This window comes from Kitasatospora sp. NPDC007106 (assembly GCF_040634455.1).
GTDB lineage: Bacteria > Actinomycetota > Actinomycetes > Streptomycetales > Streptomycetaceae > Kitasatospora > Kitasatospora arboriphila.
Genome location: NZ_JBEYFP010000076.1, coordinates 1 through 18,071, shown reverse-complemented (window position 1 = coordinate 18,071; position 18,071 = coordinate 1). Strand labels below are relative to the sequence as shown.

Below are 18,071 nucleotides of genomic sequence, written 5' to 3'. Positions count from 1 at the left end.
TACCGCGACCACCGATAACTACAACTAATCAAAAACAATCTTTCACTACACGAATCTATTCAGATCTGTGCGTTGTGCCCGTGGACGGTGGGCCGCCGGCCCCTTGCCTACTGGGCCGTCGGGCTGCCGGAGGCCGGGGCCGAGGCGGTGCGGGAGGCGGATTCGGTGGAGCCGGCCGAGGCGGACGGGGTGCCGCTGCCGGTGGGCGTGCCGGAGCCCGACGGGGTGCCCGAGCCGGACGGCGTGCCCGAGCCGGACGGCGTGCCGCTGCCGGTGGGCGTGCCGGAGCCGGTCGGGGTGCCGGTGGCGGGCGGCGGGGTGGGCTTGGTCGGGGTGGGCTGGGTGGGCCGCGGCGGCAGGGTGGTCGGCTTGGCCGGGGCGATCCGCGAGGCGCCGACGGTGACCTGCGGCACCTTCCAGTCGCCGCCCTTGTCGTCGGCGGCCGAGTCCGGGTCGGGCCGGACGGCGCCGAGGATCGGCATCGCGCCGATCTTGGAGACCTTGACCACGTCGCCGGTGTGCGGCGCCTGCACGATCAGGCCGCCGCCGATGTACATGCCGATGTGGGTGGCGCCGCCGAAGTAGACCACGAGGTCGCCGGGGCGGATCTGGTTCAGCGGGACGTGCTTGAGCTGCGCCCACTGTTCCTGGCTGGTGCGCGGGATCGGCTTGCCGGCGTTCAGCCAGGCCTGCGAGGTGAGGCCGGAGCAGTCGAAGACGTCCGGGCCGTCGCCGCCCCAGACGTAGTCCTTGCCGAGTTGCTTGAGCGCCCAGGCGACCGCCTTGCGGCCGGCCTCGGAGGGGGTGCGCTCGCCCTTGCCGAGCGCACCGGAGGCGAGGAAGGCGAGCTGGGCCTCGTCGGCCTGCTGCCGCTCCAGTGCCTCCAGTTCGCTGCGCTGGGCGCCGGTGAGCGAGCCGACCATGTCCTCGACGGCGGCGAGTCGCTTGGCCACGTCGGCCTTGGCGGCCTCCTGCTGGGTGGCGAGCGCGGTGGCCTGGACGAGCGCCTGCTCGGCCTGGGCCTGCAGCTCGACGAGGGTGGCGCGGTCCGACTTGAGGCGGTCCAGGAAGGCCTTCTGGGAGCGGCCCGCGGCGTCGAGCAGCTGGGCGATGACGACGGCCTGGTAGGGGTTCTCGGCGAGCATGAAGTCGGCGAGGTCGGAGGCCCGGCCACTGCGGTACTGGGCGGCGGCGAGCTGGGCGGCGATGTCCACGCCGGCGTTGACCGCGGCCTGCTGGGACTCGACCCGGGCGCGGAGGTCGGTGACCTGGGCCTGCTGGGCGGCCTGCCGGGCGACGGCGGCGTTGTACTGCTCGGTGGCGGCCTCGGCCTCCTGGTAGAGCTGGTGCAGCCGGTCGAGCATCGGGCCGAGGGTGGTCTTGGCGTCGGCCAGCGGGTCGGCGCCGGCGGCCACGGTGAGGGTGGGCGCCGGGGTGGGCGCGGCGTACGCGGCGGTGGCCAGCGGCAGCGACAGCGCGGCCGCGGCAAGCACGGCGCCGCACCGCATGGCGGCCCGCACCCAAGGTCGGACGCCGTTCTCCGTACGCTGCCCAGCCGACATCGGCCGCCCTCCCCAGTCCAGCCCGGCCCGGGCCCGCGCCCGGTGATCTCTCCGGAGAATCCTGCCATGTGACCGGCAGGTAACGGCAGGGGGCCTGCGGTCCGTCCGGTGAATTCTCAGCGAGTCCTCACCCGGGGGGGTTCACCGGCCCGGTCGAGGGGGTGTGAGGCAAGTCTCACCAAACCCCCACGAAGGTGGATCCAAGCGGACACAACGGCCGTACAGAGCCTCGGTTTCCACACTTTCGCAATGTTCGTGCAACCCCCGATCCACCATCGGAACCACGATTCCCAACCCTGTTCACCTTCCGTTCACCCGGGCTCCCTACGGTCACGCCTGACAGCAGCGTCAGTCCGACAACTACGACGATTGTTTGGTTATGGAACACATCACGTTCCTGGTGGCCGTTGTGATCATCACGGCGCTCGCCTTCGACTTCACCAACGGGTTCCACGACACCGCCAACGCGATGGCCACCTCCATCGCGACGGGAGCCCTCAAGCCCAAGGTCGCGGTCACCATCGCCGCAGTCCTCAACTTCGCCGGAGCCTTCCTCTCCGTGAAGGTGGCCACCACCATCTCCGGCGGCATCGTCAACGAGAAGGCCGGCCTCCAGCCGTCGATCATCTTCGCCGCCCTGGTCGGAGCGATCCTCTGGAACCTGCTGACCTGGCTGAGGGGCCTGCCCTCCAGTTCCTCGCACGCGCTGTACGGCGGCCTCATCGGCGCCACCGTGGTCGGCGTCGGCATGAACGGCGTGAACTTCGACGTCGTCGTCACCAAGATCCTGATCCCGGCGGTCGCCTCCCCGCTGGTGGCCGGTCTGGCCGCCTGGGGCGCCACCCGCCTCGCCTACCTGATCACCCGCGGCGGCCGCGAGGAGACCACCGAGAAGGGCTTCCGGCGCGGCCAGATGTTCACCTCCTCGCTGATCTCGCTGGCGCACGGCACCAACGACGCGCAGAAGACCATGGGCATCATCACGCTGACCCTGGTCTCCGTCGGCGCCCTCAAGCCCGGCGCGCTGCCCCCGACCTGGGTCATCGTCAGCGCCGGTGCGGCGATCGCGCTCGGCACCTACATGGGCGGCTGGCGCATCATCCGCTCGATGGGCAACGGCCTGACCGAGATCCGCCCCCGCCAGGGCCTCGCCACCGAGACGGCCGCCGCCACGGTCATCCTCACCTCGACCCACATGGGCTACGGCCTGTCCACCACCCAGGTCTGCTCCGGCGGCATCATGGGCGCCGGCCTCGGCGGCCCGAAGCGCGAGCTGCGCTGGAGCCTGGTGCGCCGCATGGTCTACACCTGGGGCCTGACCCTGCCCGCCGCCGCCGCGGTGGCCGGTCTCGCGGCCTTCGTCGCGGACCAGGGCGCCTGGGGCGTGGCCCTGGTCGGCGCGACGCTGGTCGCCGGCTCGGGCGCGATGTGGATCGCCTCCCGCCGCCAGCCGGTGCACGCCGGCAACGTCAACGACGTCCAGGAGGTCGAGGTGCCGGTGCAGACCGCCACCCCGACCCCGGCCACCACCACCGTCGCGGCCTGACCGGCCGACCAGTCAGAGAGGACGGGTAGCCATGCACATCAAGTGGGACGCCCTCGCGCAGACCGCGGGCCTCAGCTTCGCCATCACCGTCGCGGTGGTCGCCGCCTTCGCCCTCGGCATCCTGGCGCTGTCGCGCCGTGAGGCCGCGCAGGAGGCCGTCCGGTCCGGGATCCCGGGGGCCGGCAGCGGCAACCTGGCCCTGGCCGGTGCCGCGCTCTGCTTCAGCGCCTGCGCCTCGGTGGTCTTCTACGGGATCACCCTGATCGCCGGCCACTGAGCCGCACGCACGACGGAAGGGCCCGCGGGGTACGCACCCCGCGGGCCCTTCCGCGTGCCCGGGCCGGCCGGACCCGACCCGGCCCGGCCGGGTCTCAGTCCTCGACGAGTTCCAGGGTGCGCGGCGCCGGCGCGTCCATGGTGGTGCGCAGCGGGGTCTCCCGGATGAACAGCACGACCAGGAAGGCGAGCAGCGCGAACGGCGCGGCCAGCAGGAAGACGATGCCGACGCCGTGGCCGAAGGCGTCCGTCACCAGCGGGACGATCGGGGCGGGCAGCCGGTGCAGGTCGGGGATCTCGCCGCCGCCGAGGGCGCTGCCGGTCGGGTGGACGCCCGCCCGGGCGAGGTTCTCGGCGAGGTAGCGCGCCACCCGGTCGGCCATCAGGGCGCCCAGCGCGGAGACGCCGACCGCGCCGCCCATGGTGCGGAAGAAGGTGACGACGGAGCTGGCCGAGCCGAGCTCCTCGCGCGGCACGGTGTTCTGCACGGCGAGCACGAGGTTCTGCATGGTCAGGCCGAGGCCGACGCCGGCCACCGCCATGTAGAGGGCGAGCAGCCCGTACGCGGTGTCGGCGCGGGCGGTGCCGAGCAGGCCGAAGCCGACGGCGAGCAGCAGGGTGCCGGCGACGAGGTAGCCCTTCCAGCGGCCGTAGCGGGTGATCAGCTTGCCGGCGACGGTGGAGGAGACGGCGAGGCCGAGGATCATCGGCAGGGTGAGCAGGCCGGCCATGGTGGGCGACTTCTCCTTGGCCAGCTGGAAGTACTGGCTGAGGAAGGTGGTCGCGCCGTACATGCCGACGCCGACCAGGACGCTGGCGACCGCGGAGAGCGTCACCGTGCGGTGGCGGAAGAGGTGGAGCGGGATGACCGGTTCGGCGGCGCGGCGCTCGGCGGCGACGAAGAGCACGGCGAGCACGGCGGTGCCGGCGAGCATCGCGGCGGACTGCCAGGACACCCAGTCGTAGTTCTTGCCGGCCAGGCTGACCCAGATCATCAGCAGGCTGGCCGCGGCGGTGACGAGCAGCGCGCCGAGGTAGTCGATCCGGGCCTTGCGCCGCGGGGCGACGGGCAGCCGCAGGGTGCGCTGCAGCACGGCGATGGCCAGCAGCGAGAACGGGATGCCGACGTAGAAGCACCAGCGCCAGCCGAGCCAGTCGGTGTCCACGATGACGCCGCCGATGAGCGGGCCGCCGATGGTCGCCAGGGCGAAGACCGCGCCGAAGTAGCCGCTGTAGCGGCCGCGCTCGCGGGGCGTGACCATCGCGGCGAGGCAGATCTGGGCGAGTGCGGTGACGCCGCCGGCGCCGATGCCCTGCAGCACGCGGCAGGCGATCAGCTCGCCGGTGTTCTGCGAGAGGCCGGCCAGGGCGGAGGACAGGATGTAGATCACCAGGGCGATCTGCACCAGCAGCTTCTTGCTGACCAGGTCGGAGAGCTTGCCCCAGATGGGGGTGGAGGCGGTCAGCGACAGCAGGGTGGCGGTGATCACCCAGGTGTAGGCGGACTCGCCGCCGTGCAGGTCGGTGAGGATCGTGGGCAGGGCGTTGGAGACGACGGTCGAGGAGAGCACGGCCACGAAGAGGCCCAGCAGGAGGCCTGACAGCGCTTCCAGGACTTGCCGGTGCGTCATGGGGGTCGTCGGGGTCATGGAGGTCCTTCAGCGTGAATTTTCGTTGCCTAAAGCAACCGTAAGGGGAATGGTTGAGTTAGGCAACTTTCTTCAAGCGCAAGCAAAGCCCGGCCCTGCCGCGGCGGCGGAGGGCCGGGCAGCGCCCGGAGGACCGGTCAGGCCGGGGCGGACTCCTCGGCCCGCATGGACTCCGCGGCCAGCTCGTTGAAGCGACGCAGCAACTCGGCGAAGCGCTCCACGTCCTCCTCGTCCCAGGCCGACATCAGCTCGCGGAACCGCTCCATCCGGGCGTCCCGGGCGCGCAGGTAACGGGCGGCGCCGTCCTCGGTGAGCGAGAGCAGCGAGGAACGGCGGTCCAGCGGGTCGACCTCGCGACGCAGCAGGCCCAGCACCTCCAGGTGCTTCACCTGCCGGCTGATCGAGGCCTTGCCGATCCCGAAGTGCAGCCCGATGTCGGTCAGCCGCACCCGGCCCGACTCCTCCACGTACGCGAGCATCACGTACGCCGCGGCCTCCAGCTCCGGATGCACCCGCCGCGCCATCTCCGCGGCCCGCGTCCGCCCGCGGCGGAAGAGCAGCGCCACCTCCCGCTCGACCGCGCGGAACGCCTGGTCGGCCGACTCCTGGTCATTCATGGCGTCAGTATCCCGTAGGCCGCGCCTCCGCCCCCGGACAACTGCTTCATGTTATGAAGCATCCGTTTCACACCCTTTTGCCCCTCGCCCCTTAGGAGGCGGCCGATGGCCGGCCCGCGCCCCGGATTCCTCGCCGAGGTCAAGGACGCGGTCACCCCGCGCGCCTTCCTGCTCGTGCTCGGGGTGCTGCTGCTCCAACTCGCCTTCACCGCCAGCTACGTCGGCGCACTCCACGACCCGACCCCCCATCAGCTCTCCATCGCCGTGGTCGGTCCCGCCCAGGCCGTCCTCCAGGGCACCTCGGCCCTCCACGACGTCCCGGACGAGGCCGTCCGGCCCAGCACGGCGGAGGACCGGGCGAGCGCGATCCAGCTGATCAAGGACCAGAAGGTGTACGCCGCCTGGCTGATCGACCCCACCGGCAGCAAGGACACCTTGCTGGTCGCCACCGCCCGCGGACCGGCCGCGGCGACCGCCGCCGAACGGATCGTCGGCTCGCTGGAGTCCGCCCAGCAGCGGACCCTCGGCACCGAGGACGTCGTCCCGCTCGCCCCCGGCGACGCCGAGGGCCTCTCCTCCTTCTACCTGGTGGTCGGCTGGTGCGTCGGCGGCTACCTGGTGGCCTCGATCCTCGGCATCAGCGCCGGCTCCCGGCCCGCCGACACCGACCGCGCCCTGCTGCGGCTCGGCACGCTCCTCCTCTACTCCGCCGCGGCCGGCCTCGGCGGCGCACTGATCACCGGACCGGTCCTGGACGCCCTGCCCGGCCCGATCCTGCCGCTCTGGGGACTCGGCACCCTGGTGGTCTTCGCGGTCGGGGCCTTCACCATGGCGATGCAGTGCCTCTTCGGGGTGGTCGGGATCGGCGTCGCCGTGCTGATCTTCGTGGTGCTCGGCAACCCGAGTGCGGGCGGGGTCTACCCGCCGCCGCTGCTGCCGCCGTTCTGGCGGGCGATCGGCTCCTGGATCCCGAACGGCGCCGGCACCGACGCCGCCCGCTCCATCGCCTACCTCGGCGGCACCGCCCTCACCCCGCCCTTCCTCGTCCTCGCCGCCTGGGCCGTCGCCGGCGTCGCCATCACCCTCCTCACCGCCGACCGCGCCACCGGCACCCGGACTGAGACAGCTCTTTAGGGGCGCGTCAGGGCACCTGTCTTGTTCTCGCCCGATCAGCTCGTCGGCCCCGTCCGGGGGTTGCCCTCAGGCTTCGGCGGCGGCGAAGCGGCCCGGGTCGGCGACGACGGCGCGGACGACCCCGATCCCCGCGCCGAGCAGCGGCCCCCGCCGCCCCAGCCGTGAGGCCGTCAGCCAGTCGTCGTACCAGGCCCGGACGGTGACCCGGTCGGCGAGTTCGGTCCGCATGGCGGGGAGCAGCCAGGCGGCCAGCTCCGCGTAGCCGCCGCCGAGCACCAGCGCCGCCGGGTCGAGCAGGTTGACGGCGCCGGCGGCGGCCACGCCGAGCGCCGAGCCGGCGGCCTCCAGTGCGGCGAGGACGGCCGGGTCCCCGTCGGCGGCGCGGCGGGCGAGCAGGGCGACCCAGTCGCCGCCGGTGTCGGCGAGTCCGGCGGCGCGGAGCACGGCGGCCTCTCCCGCGTACTGCTCCAGGCAGCCGCGGGCACCGCACGGGCAGGCGGGCCCGTCCGGGTGGACGGGGACGTGGCCGAGTTCGCCGGCGTAGCCGCGGGCGCCGCGCAGGAGCCGGCCGTCCACCACGAGGGCGGCGCCGATGCCTGCTTCGGCGGAGAGGTGGAGGAAGTCGTCGGGGCCTTCGCCGAGCCAGAGTTCGGCGAGGCCGCCGAGGTTGGCCTCGTTGTCGACGTCGATGGGCAGGTCGGCGAGGGGGTGGGCGTCGGCCTCGCGCAGGGCGCGGCGGAGTTCGGCGGCGAGCGGCAGGTCGGACCAGCCGAGGTTGGGGGCGCGTTCGACGACGCCTTCGGCGGCGCCGACGAGGCCGGGGACGGCGACGGCGAGGCCGGCCGGGGTGAGGCCGCAGGAGTCGGCGACCTCGCGGAGCAGGACGGCGAGGTCGCGCAGCACGGCTTCGGCGGGGCGGTCGCGGTTGGTGACGTCCTGGCGCAGCCAGCCGCGGACTTCGCCGCGGAGGTCGACGACGCAGGCGGCGAGGTGTTCGACGCCGATCTCGCCGCCGAGGCCGGCGGGTCCCTGCGGGTCGAGGGCGAGGGCGGTGCCGGGCCGGCCGACCTTGCCGCTGGGGACGGCGGGGCCGCATTCGGCGAGGAGGCCGGCCGTGGTGAGTTCGTCGACCAGGGAGGAGACGGCCGCCCGGGTGAGGCCGGTGGTGGCGGCGACCTCGGCGCGGGAGCGTGGTCCGGCCGCGAATTCGCCGAGGACGAGGGCCAGGTTGGCCCGGCGCATGCCCTGCTGACTCGCGGGCCGGGCCCGTCTGGCGTCCGTGTCCCTCATCTCCTCGTCACCTCTCGTTCGACGGCCGAACACCCGGTCGACCGGTTGCAGGGTATCCGCGTGCGCCCGTCCCGTTCGCGCGGCACTCGGGGCCGCGCGAACGGTACCGGCCGCACGGGCCCCGACCTGCACCGGGGCCCGCGACCGCGCTCGTCGCGGGCCGGCTCGCGGGCTGCCGGTCAGGCGCCGAGCAGCGGAGCGCCGGCGGCGAGCACGGCGGCGATCCTGGCGGCCGCGGCCTCGTCCTTCTCGACCGGGTCGAGGACGGGTCCGGCGGCGGTGCCCCAGCGGCGGGCGACCTCGGCGGGATGTTCGCCGGTGAGCAGACCGGCGGCCTGGGCGGCGGCGCCGAGGGCGACGAGTTCGCCGGCGGCGGGCACCTGGACGGCCCGGCCGGAGAGCCGCCGCACGGTGTCCTGCCAGGCGCGTCCGCGGGCTCCGCCGCCGATGAGCAGCAGCGGTGCGTCGCCCGCGGTCTCGCTGCCGGCGGCGAGCACCAGGTCGAGGGCGGCGAGCAGGGCGTACGCGGCGCCGTCGTAGGCGGCCTGGAGCAGTTGGCCGGGGGTGGTGTCGTGGCGCAGGCCGTGGACGAGGCCGGCGGCGTGCGGCAGGGCGGGGGTGCGCTCGCCGTCGAGGAAGGGCAGGACGACGGCCTCGCCGCCGGGTTCGACGGCCTGCCGGTCGCGGCCGAGCAGGGTGGCGAACCGGTCGACGGCGAGGGTGCAGTTGAGGGTGCAGGCGAGCGGCAGCCAGTCGCCGTGGGCGGCTGCGAAGCCGGCCACGGTGCCGGTCGGATCGGCGGGCCGGCCGCGGGTGACGGCGTAGACGGTGCCGGAGGTGCCGAGCGAGAGGGCGGGCTGTCCGTGGACGGCACCGGTGCCGCCGCCGAGGCCGAGTCCGAGGGCGGCGGCCGCGTTGTCGCCGGCGCCGAGGGCGACGGGAATGCCGGGCCGCAGTCCACCGAAGGGGCCGGTGGTCTCGCCGGCCGCGGTGCCGGGTTCGGCGAGCGGCGGCAGCAGGGCCTCGTCCAGGCCGACGAGGTCGAGGACGCCGCGGTCCCAGCCGTGCTCGCCCCACCAGCCGGTGCCGGAGGCGTCGCTGCGTTCGGCGGCGGGCCGGCCGGTGAGCCGCTCGGTGAGGTACTCGTGCGGCAGCCGGACGGCGGCGACCCGGCCGGTGAGGCCGTGGTCGCGCAGCCAGGCCCACTTGGCGACGGTGAACGAGGCGTTGGGGACGCTGCCGGTGCGGCGGGCCCAGTCCTCGCGGCCGAGCTCGTCGACCAGCGCGGCGGCCTGTCCGGCCGAGCGGGTGTCGTTCCAGAGCAGCGCGGGGTGGACCGGGACGCCGTCGGCGTCGAGGGCGACCAGTCCGTGCTGCTGTCCGCCGATCGCGAGGGCTTCGGCGCGCCCGGCGCAGCCGGTGCCGGCGACCGCGTCCTGCAGTGCCTGCCACCACTGCCGCGGGTCGCTCTCGCGGGCGCCGCCGCTGCCGGTGACGGTGTGCGCCGCCCGGCCTTCGCCGAGCACCTCGCCGGTGGCGGTGTCCACCGCGAGCGCCTTGGTGGACTGGGTGGAGCTGTCCACCCCGATGACGATCCCTGCCATGACTTCCTCTCCGTCCGCCGCGCCGGGACTTCCCTTCCGTGCCTGGGGATATTAGTTTGTTTTCTGCCCTGACGAATAGACCCCAGGAGTTCCGCCATGCCCACCCCCACCCCCGCGGACAAGTTCACCTTCGGCCTGTGGACCGTCGGCTGGCAGGGCCGCGACCCCTTCGGCGACGCCACCCGCCCGGCCCTCGACCCGGTGGAGACGGTGCACCGGCTGGCCGAGCTGGGCGCCCACGGCGTGACCTTCCACGACGACGACCTGATCCCGTTCGGCTCCTCGGACGCGGAGCGCGACGCGATCGTCAAGCGCTTCCGCACCGCCCTGGACGCCACCGGCCTGAAGGTCCCGATGGCCACCACCAACCTCTTCACCCACCCGGTCTTCAAGGACGGCGCCTTCACCGCCAACGACCGCGACGTCCGCCGCTACGCGCTGCGCAAGACGATCCGCAACATCGACCTCGCGGTGGAGCTCGGTGCCACCACCTACGTCGCCTGGGGCGGCCGCGAGGGCGCCGAGCACGGCGCCGCGAAGGACGTCCGGGTCGCGCTGGACCGCCTGAAGGAGGCCTTCGACCTGCTCGGCGAGTACGTCGAGGAGCAGGGCTACGACCTGCGCTTCGCCATCGAGCCCAAGCCGAACGAGCCCCGCGGCGACATCCTGCTGCCGACCGTCGGCCACGCGCTGGCCTTCATCGGGAGCCTGGAGCGCCCGGAGCGGGTCGGCCTCAACCCGGAGGTCGGCCACGAGCAGATGGCCGGGCTGAACTTCGCGCACGGCATCGCCCAGGCGCTGTGGCACGGCAAGCTCTTCCACATCGACCTCAACGGCCAGTCCGGCATCAAGTACGACCAGGACCTGCGCTTCGGCGCCGGCGACCTGCGCAGCGCCTTCTGGCTGGTGGACCTGCTGGAGTCGGCGGGCTACGACGGCCCGCGGCACTTCGACTTCAAGCCGCCGCGCACCGAGGACTTCGAGGGCGTGTGGGCCTCGGCCGCGGCCTGCATGAGCAACTACCTGATGCTCAAGGAGAAGGCCCTGGCGTTCCGCGCCGACCCGGCGGTGCAGGAGGCCCTGCGGGCGTCCCGCCTGGACGAGCTGGCCCGGCCGACCGCCGAGGACGGCCTGGCGGCGCTGGTCGCCGACCGCGGCGCGTTCGAGGACTTCGACGTGGACGCGGCGGCCGCCCGCGGCATGGCCTTCGAGCAGCTCGACCAGCTCGCGATGGAGCACCTGCTCGGCGTCCGCTGAGCGGCGTGCCGCACCGGCCGTCCGCCGGGGCGCTCAGACCCGCTCGGGTTCGAGGTCCTCGGCGGGCGGCTGGAGCCCGCTGCGGGTGAAGACCCAGCGGTTCATCGCCCAGAAGCGGAAGATCATGGCCAGGAAGGTGCCGACGATCATGCCGCTGAGGAAGTCGGCGACCTCCTGCGTGAGCGCGGTGACGTCCGGCTCGCGGAGGTCCAGGACGTACCGGGAGAAGATCAGCGGCAGGTCGTTGACGACCACCGCGAGCGCGCTGACCACGAAGAAGAGGATCGCCTCGCGCTGCCGGCCGTTCGCCCGGAACGACCACTGGCGGTTGAGGACGTAGGAGACCACCGTCGCGATCACCGTGGCGACGGTCAGCGCGACCACCGGCTTGTGCTGCAGCACGGTGAACTTCAGCCCGAGGTCGACGACGGTGGTCAGCACGAAGCAGGTGCCGCCCACCAGCAGGAACTTCACCAGCTTGCGGTGCCGCACCAGGAACGGCCGGTACCGCTCCGGGACTCGGGCCAACGCGCGTTGCGTAGGGGACGGCATTTCGGCAGTCTCGCACGCCCGGGTCCGTGCGGCGTACTCGTGACATCCGCACGGGGTAACGACCCGGGGCGCACGCCGCAGGGGCGCGCGGTGCCGCTCGGCACCCCGCGCCCCTGCGCCCGCCGCGCCTCAGGCGGCGACCAGTACCTCCGCCGGCTCCAGGGCCAGCTTCAGCACCTCGCGGACGTCGGCGACGGCGTGCACGGTGAGCCGCTCCAGCACCTCGGCGGGCACGTCGTCCAGGTCCGCCTCGTTGCGCCGCGGGATGATCACCGTGCTGACCCCGGCCCGGTCGGCGGCGAGCAGCTTCTGCTTGACGCCGCCGATCGGCAGCACCCGGCCGGTGAGGGAGACCTCGCCGGTCATCGCCACGTCGGTGCGCACCTTGCGCCCGGACAGCAGCGAGGCGAGCGCGGTGGTCATGGTGATGCCGGCGCTCGGGCCGTCCTTGGGGACGGCGCCCGCCGGGACGTGCAGGTGGATGCCGCGGTCCCGCAGCCCGGTGACGGGCAGTTCGAGTTCGGCGCCGCGCGAGCGGAGGTAGGAGAGCGCGATGTGCGCGGACTCCTTCATCACGTCGCCGAGCTGCCCGGTGAGGGTGAGCCCGGTGGAGCCGGTCTCGGCGTCGGCGAGCGAGGCCTCGATGTAGAGGACGTCGCCGCCCGCGCCGGTGACGGCCAGCCCGGTGGCGACGCCGGGGACGGCGGTGCGCCGCTCGGCGGGCTCCTGGGCGGACTCGGGGGTGTGGTGCGGCCGGCCGATCAGTCCGCGCAGGTCGTCGGCACCGATCGCGGCGGGCAGCCGCCGCTCGCCGAGTTCGCTCTGCGCGGCGACCTTGCGCAGGATGCGCGCGATCGACCGCTCCAGGTTCCGCACGCCCGCCTCGCGGGTGTACTCGCCGGCGAGCCTGCGCAGCGCGCCCTCGTCGACCGCCACCTCGTCGTCCTTCAGCCCGGCCTTGGCGAGCTGCCGGGGCAGCAGGTGGTCGCGGGCGATGACGACCTTCTCGTCCTCGGTGTAGCCGTCGAGCCGGACGAGCTCCATCCGGTCGAGCAGCGGCTCGGGGACGGCCTCCAGCACGTTGGCGGTGGCGAGGAAGACCACGTCGGAGAGGTCGAGCTCGACCTCCAGGTAGTGGTCGCGGAAGGTGTGGTTCTGCGCCGGGTCGAGGACTTCGAGCAGGGCGGCGGCCGGGTCGCCGCGGTAGTCGGAGCCGACCTTGTCGATCTCGTCGAGCAGGACGACCGGGTTCATCGAGCCGGCCTCCTTGATCGCCCGGACGATGCGGCCGGGCAGCGCACCGACGTAGGTGCGCCGGTGGCCGCGGATCTCGGCCTCGTCGCGGACGCCGCCGAGCGCCACCCGGACGAAGGAGCGGCCCATGGCCCGGGCGACGGACTCGCCCAGCGAGGTCTTGCCGACGCCGGGCGGGCCGACCAGGGCGAGCACCGCACCGCCGCGGCGGCCGCCGATCTGCCCCAGCCCCTGGTCGGCGCGGCGCTTGCGGACGGCCAGGTACTCGACGATCCGGTCCTTCACGTCCGAGAGGCCGGCGTGGTCGGCGTCGAGCACGGCGCGGGCGCCGGCGATGTCGTAGGAGTCGGTGGACCGCTCGTTCCAGGGCAGTTCGAGGACGGTGTCCAGCCAGGTGCGGATCCACGAGCCCTCGGGCGACTGGTCGCTGGACCGCTCCAGCTTGTCGACCTCCTTGAGGGCCGCCTCGCGGACCTTCTCCGGCAGGTCGGCGGCCTCGACGCGGGCCCGGTAGTCGTCCTCCTCGGAGGCGGACTCGCCGTTCAGCTCGGCGAGCTCCTTGCGGACGGCCTCCAGCTGGCGGCGGAGGAGGAACTCCTTCTGCTGCTTGGCGACCCCTTCTTCCACGTCCTTGCGGATGGTGTCGTTGACCTCCTCCTCGGCGAGGTGGTCGCGCAGCAGGGTGAGCGCGTACTCCAGGCGGGCCAGCTGGTCGGCCTCCAGCAGCACCTTGAGCTTCTGCTCGGCGGTGGCGAAGGGCGCGTAGCCGATGTTGTCGGCGAGTTCGCCGACGCCGTCGATGGCCGCGACCCGGTCGACGATCTGCCAGGCGCCGCGCTTGCGCAGCCACTGGGTGGAGAGCGCCTTGTACTCCTTCACGAGGTCGGCGGCCCGGCCGGCCACGGCGGTGCCGGCGGAGGACTCCCGGAAGGGCGTGGTCTCGACCCAGAGGGCGGCGCCGGGGCCGGTGGTGCCGGCGCCGATGCGCACCCGGCGCACGGCGCGCACCAGCGCGGCCGGGTCGCCGTCGGCGAGGCGGCCGACCTGTTCGACGGTGGCCAGCGTGCCGGCGGCGGCGTACGAGCCGTCGAGGCGCGGCACCAGCAGCACCTGGGGCTTGCCCGGGCCGGTCGCCGCCGCCCGGGCGGCCTCGACGGCGGCGCGGACCTCGGCGTCGGACAGGTCGAGCGGGACGACCATGCCCGGGAGCACCACCTCGTCGTCGAGCGGCAGCACGGGCAGGGTGAGCGGAACGGACGTCGATGCCATGATCTCTCCCCAGTCAGCGAAGTTGAGCTGACCTGACTAAGGATTGGCAGGGCGCGATTGTTCCCCGGGCGTCGTTCGCTCTGAGCGATCACCGACGGTGACCGGAAAAACGCAGGTCAGGCGCACGGAGGCGCAGGGAAGCGCCGCCGGGCGCGGGCGGGGCGGCGCAGGTCAGGCGCGGACGGGCAGCGGGGCCGGGGCGGGCCGGCGGCGCCGGAGCGGGCGCCGGGGGCCGCGGCGCAGCGGGCGCCAGAGGGCGATGCCGATCAGCAGGGCGGCCGGGTGGCCGATGCCGGTGACGAGGTCGGTCCCGTCGAGGAACTGCTCGCCGACCAGGACGGCGGCGATGCCGAGGGCGAGGTTCCGGCCGGCCGGGGGCAGCAGGCCGGCGAGCGCGCCGAGGCTGGCGAGGACGCCGTAGCTGACGCCGATGTCGAGGTCGCCGAGGGCGTCGACGGGCAGCGCACGGACGGCGACCGCGGCCAGCACCACGGCCTGGGAGAGCAGGGTGGCGCCGACGTGCCCGGCGGCGAACACCCCGGCCGCCCGGCGGCCGCCGACCCGGCGCTCCAGCGGGGCGACCGTCAGCAGGAAGGCCCACAGATAAGGGGTCCACAGCGGGCCGGCCACCCAGAGGCCGCTGGCCGCGAGGGCGAGCACGGGGTGGTGCGCGAGGTTGTGAACGTCGGTGGAGGAGAGCGCCTGCAGCCGGTGCACCAGCTGCGGGTCCCCGAACCGGGTGAAGAGGGTGGTGCCGAGCAGCAGGGCCAGGTAGCCGAGCGCGAAGGGGTTGCGCCGCGGGGTGGGGAGCGCTCCGTGCAGCCCCCGGAGCAGGCCGCGCGCGCGGTCGCGGACCAGGTCGCGGCGTGCCGCCGCACGGCCGGTGCCGCTCGCCGCCATGGGGCCCTCCGTCCGCCGGACTGCCGTCACCCGCCCCGTGTGCAACGTGTCGAGGGCATGCGGAAATCCGCACGGACGGTGCCCGCGGAGACACCGGTGGCCCTTGTCGTGACCACGATACGTTCCAAGGCTGGGAGCCCGCTGGGGAAGAGCTGTGAAGAATGCTTGAGCTTCGACGCACCGGCTGCACGCCTTGGTCCGTACCTGCCCTCCGTTCACGGAGGAGCAGCCCAAAAGTAAGGGGCACGAGTAGCATTCGGGACCATACGGATCGTTACAACTGCGAATTTCGCCCGGTAAGGTATCGCCCCGTGCCCGGTCCCGACGGGGATCGGCATCGATCCGTGGCCCGGATGTGTCCGGGCCACCTGCCGGAACGCCCCCGGTGTCCGTACTCTGCGTGGAGTGCGGGTCGGGTGTGCGGACCACACACGGCGCATCCACGCCGCGCAGGGGGCCGACGGCGGAACGGCACCCAGCCGACGCGGCAGGCCGGGCACAGCCCACATACGGACCGAGACGACTACGACGCGGCGCCGCCACCCCCACAGGTGTCGGCCCGCAGCCCTGGGGGCGGTGGCGTGACCGTGACAGAGATTCAGCAAGAGACCGGCAGCAGCCCGGTCGGTACGCAGCGGCGAGTACTGGTGGTGGAGGACGAACCGACCATCGCCGAGTCCATCGCAGCCCGCCTGGGAGCGGAGGGCTTCAAGGTCGCCGTGGCCCACGACGGGCCCGGCGCGGTGGACGGCTTCCACACCTGGCAGCCCGACCTGGTGGTGCTCGACATCATGCTGCCGGGCTTCGACGGCCTGGAGGTGTGCCGCCGGATCCAGGCGCAGCGCCCGGTGCCGGTGCTCATGCTGACCGCGCGGGACGACGAGACGGACCTGCTGGTCGGCCTCGGCGTCGGTGCGGACGACTACATGACCAAGCCGTTCTCCATGCGTGAGCTGGCGGCCCGCGTCAACGTGCTGCTGCGCCGCGTCGAGCGCGCCCAGCAGGCGGCGAGGACGCCGGCGCTCGGCTCGCTGCGCTTCGGCGAGCTGGAGATCGACCACGTGCAGCGCCGGGTGCGGCTCGGCTCGGGCGACGTCCACCTGACGCCGACCGAGTTCGACCTGCTGGCCTGCCTCGCCGCGCAGCCGCGCGCGGTGCTCACCCGCGAGCAGCTGCTCGCGGAGGTCTGGGACTGGACGGACGCCTCGGGCACCCGCACGGTCGACAGCCACGTCAAGGCGCTGCGCCGGAAGATCGGCGCCAGCTGGATCCGCACGGTGCACGGCGTCGGGTACGCCCTGGAGGCACCCCTTTCCTGAGCCGGTGCACCGAGGGCTGGGCCGCCGGGGGGCCCACGCCTTCAGCCGATGCGCCGCTCCGACCGCAGGGGCACGATGACCTTTCCACAGCAACGCAGAGGGGACGCCGCCGAGCGTCCCGGCCCCGGCCTGGCCGGCCGGGCCGCCCGCCGGGTGTGGGACGACATGCGGCCGTTCGACCCGGTGCGGTCCATCAAGGGCAAGCTCGCCCTGCTGGTGATCGTCTCCGTCTGCCTGGCCACCGGGATGGTGGTCGTGGCGATCCGGTCCGAGACGCAGATCCGGATCATCATGATCTTCTCGATGATCGCGTCGCTGCTGTTCATGCAGTTCCTCGCGCACGGACTGACCGCGCCGCTGCGCGCGATGACCGCCGCGGCCCGGGCGATGGCCCGCGGCGACTACAGCACCCGGGTGGACACCTCCTCCCGGGACGAGATCGGCGAGCTCGCCGACTCCTTCAACCGCATGGCGGCCGATCTGGAGGCCGCCGACCGGCACCGCCGGGAGCTGATCGCCAACGTCTCGCACGAGCTGCGCACGCCGATCGCGGCGCTGCGGGCCGTCCTGGAGAACGTGGTGGACGGCGTCGTCCGGCCCGAGCCCAAGACGCTGGGCGCCGCGCTGGAGCAGACCGAGCGGCTGGGCCGGCTGATCACCCACCTGCTGGACCTCTCCAAGCTCGACGACGGCGTGGTGCCGCTGGACACCCGCCCGTTCGAGGTGCGGCCGTTCCTGGACGGCGTGCTCCGCGGGGTGACGGTGGACGGCGCCACCGCGGGCGGTGCCTACGGCCGCCGCGGCGACGTGCGGCTGAGCCTGGACGTGCAGCCGGACGGCCTGACCGCCGTCGCCGACGAGGAGCGGCTGCACCAGGTGGTCGCCAACCTCGTCGACAACGCCTGCAAGCACTCCCCGGCGGGCGGCACGGTGACCGTGCGGGCCCGGTCGGGCGAGCAGGGCGGCGCCCTGCTGCTGCAGGTCGAGGACGAGGGCCCCGGCATCCCGCTGCAGGACCGCGCGCGGGTGTTCGAGCGCTTCGGGCGCAGCGGCAGCGCGACCGCGCAGGGCCCCGGCAGCGACGGCGGCACCGGACTCGGCCTGGCCATCGCCCGCTGGGCGGTGGACCTGCACGGCGGCGAGATCCGCGTCGCCGAGACGGACCGGGGCTGCCGGATCGAGGTCACGCTGCCCGGCGAGGCACCCCTCGCCACGGGGCTCCCCACCGGGTGACACGCCGTACCCGAACGTTGTCACACAACTGGGACACAACGGGGCCGGTCCGACATCGGACCGGCCCCAGCCCGTCACCGGGTGCCCATATTGTCTGATTTTGTGGGGATAATGGTGCAGACCGAACGTGTCCAGCTACCCTTACTGACGGGTTTCTAACGCGCACAACCGGCCAAATTCCGGCCGTTCACTGTGATCTGGGCGACGCCTGGCCAGGGGGGACTGCGCGATCACTGGTCGGAGGCGTAGCCTTAATCCCCGCTGTCCACCATCCCAAAAGGAAGCGGAAGAGGGCGGTTGCCCCGATGTCGCCACACCCTGAAACCCCCAGCTCGGCAAGCTCCACTGGCTTCGGCCCCAATGAGTGGCTCGTCGACGAGATCTACCAGCAGTACCTCCAGGACCCGAACTCGGTCGACCGAGCCTGGTGGGACTTTTTCGCCGACTACAAGCCCGGTACCGAGGTGACTCCAGTGACCCAGGCCGCAACCCAGGTCGGCTCCGTGCCGACCCCCGTTGCTGCTCCTGCTGCCCCTGCTGCTCCCGCCGCCGCGCCGGCGCCCGCTGCACCGGCCGCGCCGGTCCAGCAGGCCGCCGCGCCGCTGGCAG

At 73.5% G+C, this 18,071-nt stretch carries 15 protein-coding genes; 7 read left to right on the top strand and 8 right to left on the bottom strand.

Annotated elements, in window-relative coordinates; genetic code table 11:
- Positions 1-107 precede the first annotated feature (107 nt).
- Positions 108-1,562, bottom strand: coding sequence for an NlpC/P60 family protein (locus ABZ641_RS10535; RefSeq protein ID WP_344624416.1), 1,455 nt, complete (start codon positions 1,560-1,562; stop codon positions 108-110).
- 379 nt (positions 1,563-1,941) lie between these two features.
- Between ABZ641_RS10535 and ABZ641_RS10530 the strand changes: the two genes are divergently transcribed.
- Both ABZ641_RS10530 and ABZ641_RS10525 read left to right on the top strand, forming a co-directional pair.
- Complete coding sequence (locus ABZ641_RS10530) at positions 1,942-3,108, top strand: inorganic phosphate transporter (RefSeq protein WP_344624417.1); 1,167 nt, start codon at positions 1,942-1,944, stop codon at positions 3,106-3,108.
- Between the two features lie 31 nt (positions 3,109-3,139).
- The gene (locus ABZ641_RS10525; RefSeq protein ID WP_344624418.1) at positions 3,140-3,385 is read left to right on the top strand and encodes a hypothetical protein; all 246 of its coding nucleotides are present in this window, start codon (positions 3,140-3,142) and stop codon (positions 3,383-3,385) included.
- A 94-nt stretch (positions 3,386-3,479) separates the two neighbouring features.
- On the opposite strand, the gene ABZ641_RS10520 is transcribed toward ABZ641_RS10525, so the two are convergent.
- Both ABZ641_RS10520 and ABZ641_RS10515 read right to left on the bottom strand, forming a co-directional pair.
- Positions 3,480-5,033 carry an MDR family MFS transporter gene (locus tag ABZ641_RS10520; protein WP_344624419.1) on the bottom strand — a complete coding sequence of 518 codons (1,554 nt, stop codon included), beginning with the start codon at positions 5,031-5,033 and terminating at the stop codon, positions 3,480-3,482.
- 137 nt (positions 5,034-5,170) lie between these two features.
- Positions 5,171-5,650, bottom strand: a complete 480-nt coding sequence (locus ABZ641_RS10515) for a MarR family transcriptional regulator (protein WP_344624420.1) — start codon at positions 5,648-5,650, stop codon at positions 5,171-5,173.
- Positions 5,651-5,755: 105 nt separating this feature from the next.
- On the opposite strand from ABZ641_RS10515, the gene ABZ641_RS10510 reads away from it, so the two are divergent.
- Complete coding sequence (locus ABZ641_RS10510; protein WP_359980722.1) at positions 5,756-6,784, top strand: DUF3533 domain-containing protein; 1,029 nt, start codon at positions 5,756-5,758, stop codon at positions 6,782-6,784.
- 66 nt (positions 6,785-6,850) lie between these two features.
- Here ABZ641_RS10510 and ABZ641_RS10505 read toward each other — a convergent pair whose 3' ends face one another.
- Both ABZ641_RS10505 and xylB read right to left on the bottom strand, forming a co-directional pair.
- On the bottom strand, positions 6,851-8,074 hold the full coding sequence (locus tag ABZ641_RS10505) for an ROK family protein (RefSeq protein WP_359980719.1): 1,224 nt from the start codon (positions 8,072-8,074) through the stop codon (positions 6,851-6,853).
- Positions 8,075-8,253: 179 nt separating this feature from the next.
- Complete coding sequence (gene xylB / locus ABZ641_RS10500) at positions 8,254-9,678, bottom strand: xylulokinase (RefSeq protein ID WP_359980716.1); 1,425 nt, start codon at positions 9,676-9,678, stop codon at positions 8,254-8,256.
- A gap of 96 nt (positions 9,679-9,774) precedes the next feature.
- Between xylB and xylA the strand changes: the two genes are divergently transcribed.
- Positions 9,775-10,935: a xylose isomerase gene (gene xylA, locus ABZ641_RS10495; RefSeq protein ID WP_359980713.1), complete on the top strand. Its 1,161-nt coding sequence runs from the start codon at positions 9,775-9,777 to the stop codon at positions 10,933-10,935.
- Between the two features lie 33 nt (positions 10,936-10,968).
- Here xylA and ABZ641_RS10490 read toward each other — a convergent pair whose 3' ends face one another.
- The 3 genes from ABZ641_RS10490 to ABZ641_RS10480 all read right to left on the bottom strand — a co-directional run bounded on the left by ABZ641_RS10490 (position 10,969) and on the right by ABZ641_RS10480 (position 14,910).
- Entirely contained in the window at positions 10,969-11,463 is a 495-nt protein-coding gene (locus ABZ641_RS10490; RefSeq protein ID WP_344624424.1) for a GtrA family protein, read from the bottom strand.
- Positions 11,464-11,616: 153 nt separating this feature from the next.
- Complete coding sequence (gene lon, locus ABZ641_RS10485) at positions 11,617-14,010, bottom strand: endopeptidase La (RefSeq protein WP_344624425.1); 2,394 nt, start codon at positions 14,008-14,010, stop codon at positions 11,617-11,619.
- 171 nt (positions 14,011-14,181) lie between these two features.
- The gene (locus tag ABZ641_RS10480) at positions 14,182-14,910 is read right to left on the bottom strand and encodes a rhomboid-like protein (RefSeq protein WP_344624426.1); all 729 of its coding nucleotides are present in this window, start codon (positions 14,908-14,910) and stop codon (positions 14,182-14,184) included.
- Positions 14,911-15,497: 587 nt separating this feature from the next.
- On the opposite strand from ABZ641_RS10480, the gene ABZ641_RS10475 reads away from it, so the two are divergent.
- The 3 genes from ABZ641_RS10475 to ABZ641_RS10465 all read left to right on the top strand — a co-directional run.
- Positions 15,498-16,229 (top strand): response regulator transcription factor, encoded by a 732-nt coding sequence (locus ABZ641_RS10475; RefSeq protein WP_030267975.1) that lies wholly within the window; start codon positions 15,498-15,500, stop codon positions 16,227-16,229.
- A gap of 75 nt (positions 16,230-16,304) precedes the next feature.
- Positions 16,305-17,462, top strand: a complete 1,158-nt coding sequence (locus ABZ641_RS10470) for a HAMP domain-containing sensor histidine kinase (RefSeq protein ID WP_359980709.1) — start codon at positions 16,305-16,307, stop codon at positions 17,460-17,462.
- A gap of 305 nt (positions 17,463-17,767) precedes the next feature.
- The coding region (locus tag ABZ641_RS10465) for a hypothetical protein (protein ID WP_359980706.1) at positions 17,768-18,071 on the top strand (304 nt) is incomplete at its 3' end.

Bases quoted from the DNA above. Each gene is read 5' to 3' on its own strand.
- xylB (WP_359980716.1), bottom strand. From the start codon at position 9,678: ATGGCAGGGATCGTCATCGGGGTGGACAGCTCCACCCAGTCCACCAAG.
- xylA (WP_359980713.1), top strand. From the start codon at position 9,775: ATGCCCACCCCCACCCCCGCGGACAAGTTCACCTTCGGCCTGTGGACC.
- ABZ641_RS10515 (WP_344624420.1), bottom strand. From the start codon at position 5,650: ATGAATGACCAGGAGTCGGCCGACCAGGCGTTCCGCGCGGTCGAGCGG.
- ABZ641_RS10520 (WP_344624419.1), bottom strand. From the start codon at position 5,033: ATGACCCCGACGACCCCCATGACGCACCGGCAAGTCCTGGAAGCGCTG.
- ABZ641_RS10530 (WP_344624417.1), top strand. From the start codon at position 1,942: ATGGAACACATCACGTTCCTGGTGGCCGTTGTGATCATCACGGCGCTC.
- ABZ641_RS10505 (WP_359980719.1), bottom strand. From the start codon at position 8,074: ATGAGGGACACGGACGCCAGACGGGCCCGGCCCGCGAGTCAGCAGGGC.
- ABZ641_RS10525 (WP_344624418.1), top strand. From the start codon at position 3,140: ATGCACATCAAGTGGGACGCCCTCGCGCAGACCGCGGGCCTCAGCTTC.
- lon (WP_344624425.1), bottom strand. From the start codon at position 14,010: ATGGCATCGACGTCCGTTCCGCTCACCCTGCCCGTGCTGCCGCTCGAC.
- ABZ641_RS10535 (WP_344624416.1), bottom strand. From the start codon at position 1,562: ATGTCGGCTGGGCAGCGTACGGAGAACGGCGTCCGACCTTGGGTGCGG.
- ABZ641_RS10470 (WP_359980709.1), top strand. From the start codon at position 16,305: ATGACCTTTCCACAGCAACGCAGAGGGGACGCCGCCGAGCGTCCCGGC.
- ABZ641_RS10510 (WP_359980722.1), top strand. From the start codon at position 5,756: ATGGCCGGCCCGCGCCCCGGATTCCTCGCCGAGGTCAAGGACGCGGTC.
- ABZ641_RS10480 (WP_344624426.1), bottom strand. From the start codon at position 14,910: ATGGCGGCGAGCGGCACCGGCCGTGCGGCGGCACGCCGCGACCTGGTC.